The organism is Croceibacterium segetis, from assembly GCF_011320115.1.
In the GTDB taxonomy this organism is placed as follows: domain Bacteria; phylum Pseudomonadota; class Alphaproteobacteria; order Sphingomonadales; family Sphingomonadaceae; genus Croceibacterium_B; species Croceibacterium_B segetis.
Genome location: NZ_JAANOZ010000030.1, coordinates 1 through 2,470, shown reverse-complemented (window position 1 = coordinate 2,470; position 2,470 = coordinate 1). Strand labels below are relative to the sequence as shown.

Below are 2,470 nucleotides of genomic sequence, written 5' to 3'. Positions count from 1 at the left end.
GACAGTTGTAGCGCTCGACCAGCGTCACGTCGGCGCCGGCCTTCGCGGCAGCCCACGCCGCTGCGCAACCCGCCGGGCCGCCGCCGATCACCACCACATCGCACTTGTGATAGACGTCGATCTCGCGGGCCTCTTCGGTAATCGTGCCGCCGCGCCGGGACGGGGGCAGGGTGTGCCGGGTGCTCTCGAACACGTCGGAGCCGAGGAAGCGCTCCTCGCTGTGGCCCTTCACTTCCTGCAGCTTGGGCGAGCCGCTATTGCGGCCGTCGTCACTCACCGTCGCATATCCTTCTCACTAGGGTCGCCCGCCCTTCCACACCGAAACGATGCCCTCGTCGGCATCGATCCGGACCCAGTCGCCGGTTTCGATCTGGTCGAGGGGATCGCTGTCGAAGTCCGTGAGGGTGGGAACCCGCATCACAACCGCGCCGAGCGCGGCCTTGGTGGTAGTGATGTTATAGAGCAGGCCGATCGGGGCCTGGCCGGTCAGCCGCGTCGTGTGAAACATCGCCGACCATCCGGACGAGCCCTTGGCCCCGGGGAAGACGAGAATCTTCCCGGCGAAGCTCTGGCCCTTCAGTTCGTGACGGGTTTCGATGATCTCCCCTTTCATGGGGTTGACCCCGCCCCACCCGGAAATCGTCTGGCGCGTCACGAGGGCCTCACCCTCACTTACGCCGCCGACCACTTTCCGGCCTCGGATCAACACGTCGGGAGCCCTGATTGCCACGGTCGCCATCAGCCCAGCCTCCCGTTCCAGCGACCGGTGCAGGCAGCGTCGACGCACTCCTGGGTCGTGCCGAACCACCCTTCGATGCCCATGATCGCGGGGAGGTAGTGCGTCTGCTTGGCGCTGTCGAAGGCCGCCACCCTCGTACCGGACGGCACCGCCTGGCTGATCGCAGAGCAGGTGTCGGTCATCAGCTTGGCGCCCGACTTCCGGATAATGTCGGCCGAGCCGCTGGCTTCTGCGGTCGCCTTCACTGCGCGGCTAGTGAAGATCCACAGGTTGCTGTTCTCGTGCACCTTACGCCCTTCGAGCATCCGCGCCGCCTCGGCGAGCTGGTCGGCCGAGTAGTGCGGACAGCCGAGCATGACGTAGTCCACATCGGGACTTTCGCCGACGCTGTTCAACTGCTCGTAGGTATCGCGCCGCTCGTTGGCGCCATAGATGAAGCGCTGGCCGCAAGCCGCGCCGCCGAAAGCCGCCTCGACGGTGGGTGCCTCGGGCGTGATGCCGGCCATGTGGTACATCTCGACGCCGCCGGATGATGCAGCAGCCGCGCCGAAGTGCTTGTGCTTGATGAGAGCGGCGTCGGAGATGGCCCCGTCCAGCACCGGGATCGCGTCTTCCACGGCACTTCCGGTGAAATAGCCGAGCAGGCCCCATTCGAAGATCGAATCGACCGCCGCCTCCACCTCGATCAGATGTTGACCCTTGCGGAACTCGTCGGTGTGGAAGCCCCAGTTGGGAATGCGCTTGGCGAGCATCGCCGCGCTGGTCGACTCGCGTCCTTCGCAATTTGTGCGCCCGCCGATGACCGAGTTGCAGAACACGACGGCGCTCGATTCCATCCATGCGCAGTGCTCACCCATCACCGGCACGTTTCCGGCGAGGTAAGGCGTGCAGGTCTTGAGCACCTGGATTCCGTGTCCGGCGACTTCTCGTTCGTCCGCCTGGAAATTGGCGAATGCCTCTTCAGTCATGCCTTGCTCGCGCCAGAGCTCGGGATCCATGCCGCCCTGCAGGTGGCAGCTGAAGCCGTTGATGCGCGGGACATCTACCACTTCGTCGGAATCCAGGTCGAACCGCGAGAACACCGCGCGATAATCGCCGCCGTCGGCTGCGTAGTATTCCTTGACCCATTTCGGAGAAGAGCCTGGCACGCCGGCGATATTGTCGGTGTAGACGAAGTCTTCCGCACCGAGCGCTTCTCCATAGCGAATCAGCAAGTCCATCGCCTTCGCGACCGCCGGACCCTGCGCGCCATCGCGCATCGCCTTTTCATCATCGCTCAGTCGCATAGGCGCTACTCCTTGGCCGGCACCAGCACGCCGCCGGTGGACATGTCGCGCACGTCGTGGCGGAAGGTGTCGAGGTAACCGGTCGCCGGGGTTTTCCAGCCTGGGCCGTTGCGGCGGGCAAGCTCGTCGGCCGGCACGTCGACGTCGATGCTGCGGCCCGCGACGCTGATGGTGATCGTGTCGCCGTCGCGGATCTTGCCGATCGGGCCGCCGGTCGCCGCTTCGGGGTGGACTTCGGCCACCGTCAGCCCCTTGAGGCACAGCCCCGAGAGCTGGCCGTCGGTGACGAAGGCGGTGGTCTTGGCAAGGCCCGCCGCGTCGAGCGCGAACAGGACAAGACTGGCCCCGCCGCCCATCGCCGGGCCGCCCTTGAGGCCCTGGTTGCGGCTGACGATCACGTCGCCAGGCTGGACGACGCGGTCCTCGATCGCCTGCATGCACTCTT

3 protein-coding genes and 1 pseudogene are annotated in these 2,470 nt (G+C 65.9%); all 4 read right to left on the bottom strand.

What is annotated here, in order from left to right:
• Positions 1-277 (bottom strand): FAD-dependent oxidoreductase (locus G7B69_RS16905; RefSeq protein ID WP_243415237.1); only part of this gene is annotated, 277 nt, incomplete at its 3' end.
• A gap of 18 nt (positions 278-295) precedes the next feature.
• On the bottom strand, positions 296-739 hold the full coding sequence (locus tag G7B69_RS16575) for an aconitase X swivel domain-containing protein (protein WP_166181280.1): 444 nt from the start codon (positions 737-739) through the stop codon (positions 296-298).
• Positions 739-2,025, bottom strand: a complete 1,287-nt coding sequence (locus tag G7B69_RS16570; protein ID WP_166181278.1) for an aconitase X — start codon at positions 2,023-2,025, stop codon at positions 739-741. The genes G7B69_RS16575 and G7B69_RS16570 overlap by 1 nt, the downstream gene beginning before the upstream one ends.
• A gap of 5 nt (positions 2,026-2,030) precedes the next feature.
• Positions 2,031-2,470: pseudogene (locus G7B69_RS16565) on the bottom strand (dihydroxy-acid dehydratase); the annotation flags it as partial.